We start from the raw sequence: 3715 nt of genomic DNA on the forward strand, positions 1-3715 counted from the left end.
TGGAGGGTGTGTAGTTTTTGGGCAAGAATCTCGCGGAAGAGGTCAAGCTCCTCCTTTTTGAGATCTTCCTCCCGCACACTTCCGTCGCCTTGATAAAAGCGTAGTTTTTTGGCTTTAAGCTGAGTGATTCTGCCCTTGAGCGACTTGGGCAGATCGAGCTGGCTGCGGTGGAGTCCGAGGTTGATCCCGCCGATTTCCTGAACCAGGCTGTCGCCGCAGCGGATTTTGAAGGAAAGGTTGGGCAGCAGGGGACGAAGCTGGGCTTCAGCCTTGGTCAGTTCCGTCTCCACGGTGAGCTGCAGCCACAACCGCAGTTCCGCCACATGCACCGCCCAGTCCATCACATCGACGCCGTAAAGCTGTTCGCCAATGATGCGTCGACGGCGTTCATACGGCGTTTCTTCGATGCCAAGTTGTTCATTGGCCCGGGCCTGGAGATCATCAAGTACCAGCAACATGCCGACCAGGAACGAACCTGAACCGCACGCGGGATCACAGACAGTGAGTTCCCGGAGAACTTGATTCAGTTCCCGCGAGAGGTTTTCCTCGGCGAGGGCCCGATCGGCGTTTTCTTTACTGGCGGGGTCGTAAGCGAAGACGGCATCATACAGGAGTGGCTTGCGATGCTCCCCGAGGTCATTGGCCAGGGCGTCCACGAGGCTCAGGCGGCACATCAGGTCAATCTCGACTCGTGGCGTGTAGAAGATGCCCGCGGACCCGCGCCGGTCCTCCAGTGTCGCGCCGGATTCTGAGATATTGACCAGGCTCTCGTAAACCTTTCCGATCATCTCGGGGTCCACGGCCACCTCGATGTCGAGGGGCGTGGACTCGCTGATGGTGAAGTTGTAACGTTCCAGGAAGCCTGGACAAGAACCGTTGAAGGAATCAAAGAGCGTTGTGAAAAAGTCGTCGGGAATCTTGACTGAATATTTGTTGTCCAGGTCATTGCGAGTAAAGAGTCCCCCATTGAGCCATGGGGCGGTCTGCAGGGCCGCTCGGATATGTCGTGGGAATTGTGAATAACCTCCGTGAAACTTTTTGTTGAACACGTCGAAGAAAAGCACAGAAAGCCAGTCCGTGAAGAACGTATCTTTGCCGGACTTGCTGGCTTTGTATTCTTTCCAGAAGTTTGGGATGAAACGCGGATCGCTTCCCAGCCAGTAGCCTTCGTCTGCAAAGCGTTTTCGCTGAATGAAGTAGAGGAACATCAAGCGGTTGAGAAACTGGAGGGCATAATCGTGGGCCCAGCGAGGATCCCTGTTTCCTTTGCGGAGAAGGTTCTGCAGGTCTTCAAAGACTTGTTTGTAGTCCTCGAAGAAGCGATCGGTCACCGCTTCCACGCTGAAGGCGCTGTCCAGCCGATCGGTAAGGGTGGAGATGGAGAGGCTCGTAAGTTCGTTCTCGGCGAGGGCCAGCTTGGCAAGCTGCTCGATGGTGGTCCGGGCAGGGGAACCAACCTCGTAGGGCAGCGTGCGGAGTTCGATTTTGCCATCACCGCGGCGACGGGCCCAGACAAAGGAGAGCTGGTCGGCCGACTGGTTGATGTAGCACACCAGGTGCTCGACGTTACGCTCACTGAGCTTCTTCTGCACCGCCCGCCGGGCCATCACCCCCGGAAGGTTCGCTTTGGGCCAGGAGATCAAAAAGACCGGTAACCCGGCAGCACGGGCAACAGGAATCACAGTAAGCTGTTGCGAAACGGAGCTGAGATTTGGCAGGGAAAAATCCTGTTCCTGTGGCACATCCCAGTTCAGGATCTCGGCAAAGAGCCGTCTGAGCCTCTGCTGGGCATTCGGGGCCTTGATGTCCTTCAATTCGGTTTCAATTCTGGCTGCGATCTCGTTCATTGGTCACGCTCCCACTTCAGTGATGTCCGCCATATTGCGGAGCCCCAGGGCACACACGACGTGAGGTTCCTCGGACCGAGCCTGCGACTCGGTGACCTGGCAAAGTTCGTCTGTTTGATAGAGGTTGATCACCATCTCGGCCAATGCCTCGTCGCTGATTCCGAGGGCCAACTGCCGACGGAGGGCCTCCCGAGCACTTTCTTTTAGAGGGTGGTTGAACATCTGGTCAAGGGCCTTGGTGAGTTCGGAAATGGAAATGCGTGGCGGCCCGAGAGACCGTCCCATTTGGTCCCGATAACGCTTGAGTCGTTCATAGACCTTGCGGGCTGTTGATCGCAAGGAGCCAAGTTGCCCCCCAAGTTCCTTTCTTTCTCTAATGCTGTTGGCCACGCACTGGCAGATCAGCTCGTAGTGGTTTGCATGCCGAGGGACAGGCAGGGTGTCCGGGGCACAGGTCACCGCCCGAAAGATTGCCGACAGCGATTGAGAGACCAATTGCCCGTGCTCGTCCACTCGCACCAGGGCGTCCACAATTCGCTCTTGGTTTCCGTCGGATTCCGCGAACTGGAGGTAAGCCACCATTCCCGGGGGTGGATCACCTTGCAGGGGTGCCGTGCTGCTGACCAGCGGGGGAAGCGATAGGGCAGCCTTGCGATCCGCTTCCGAGGCGCTGTTCCAGACCTGGAGGGCGAGGCTGGCCAAATCGATATCTTCATCACTTTCGTCATGGTCCAGCACACCCGGTTTTTCGGCGTACAGATCGCGGAGGTCGCTGGCGGGTTTTTCTCCAAAGAATGACTCGTCCGTCCCAATGACCTCCTGATTGATGCGCAGTCTTTCGAACAGCCGCTGGCGGAGCTGGATGATTTTTTCGATGCCTTCGGCCGGTAAGAAGGAATAAACGTGGATCGTGTCGTGCTTCTGGCCGATTCGGTCCACGCGACCTGCCCGCTGGATGAGCCGGATGATCGCCCAGGGCAAATCGTAATTGACGACGATATGGCAGTCCTGAAGATTCTGGCCTTCCGCCAGGACGTCCGTTGCCACGAGGACACGTAACTCTGTCTCTCCTGGCTGCAATCCACCATTGCTCTCGGGACTGAAACGTCGGGCGACGGCAACAGGGTCCTTACTTCCGGCGGTGACGATTTCAAGGTCCTTAATTCCGCGGTTGCGAAGTTGTTCACCGAGGTAACGGGCGGTATCGGCAAATTGGGTGAAGATCAAAACCTTTTCGTCAGGATGTCTCTCTTTGAGCAGCCACACGAGCCTGCGAAGCTTTTCGTCCTGTTGCGGATCCCAGGTGGGTACCCTAGCGAGAATTTGCCGGAGGGCCTGAATGTCGGCCTCCAAGTCTTTCCTGAGCGCTGGCGTGAAGAACCGGCTATCCAGCCATTGGAAGCGATGCCCGGATTGCCGGAAACTGTCGTAAACCTGCCGCGCCAGTTCTTGAAGTGCAGCAAGGTCGAGGTCATCACCACCAAAGCCTTCACCGGCCACATCGTTGTCGTCCGCATCACGGTCTTCCAGTGCCGTGTCCATGCTTGCCACGTCCTGTACGCCAATGGGTATTTCCAGGCGGTTCTCCAGGGCATAAAGCGTGACCAGGTTCCGGAGAATATGGCGACGCACGGAAAGAAGGAAACTGTGGCCGCTTGACTCTAAGCGTTTGAAAAAGTTGGTCCGACAAAAACCAATAAGACGGCGACCGGCACGGGTCAAATTGGCAATGATTCGTTTTTGTTCGGCACTAGCCTGGTCCTCGGCGTTTTTGATCAAATACTGAGCCAACCCGTAGCGAGGCAAATGAAGGTTTTCGAGAATCTGCACAGTCCTTTCGGAAAAGAGCTGTGCGTATTGATCTGGAT

Annotated in this window: 2 protein-coding genes; both read right to left on the reverse strand. The window is 56.4% G+C overall.

Translation table 11 applies throughout. The annotated features are described in order from the left end of the window. Nucleotides 1–1847 (reverse strand): DNA methyltransferase (locus H5U08_RS12765; protein WP_297033659.1); only part of this gene is annotated, 1847 nt, incomplete at its 3' end. Between the two features lie 3 nt (nt 1848–1850). Further along, the coding region (locus H5U08_RS12770) for a C-terminal helicase domain-containing protein (protein ID WP_297033662.1) at nt 1851–3715 on the reverse strand (1865 nt) is incomplete at its 5' end.

The sequence above is a fragment of the Thermogutta sp. genome, from assembly GCF_014359955.1.
In the GTDB taxonomy this organism is placed as follows: Bacteria; Planctomycetota; Planctomycetia; order Pirellulales; family Thermoguttaceae; genus Thermogutta.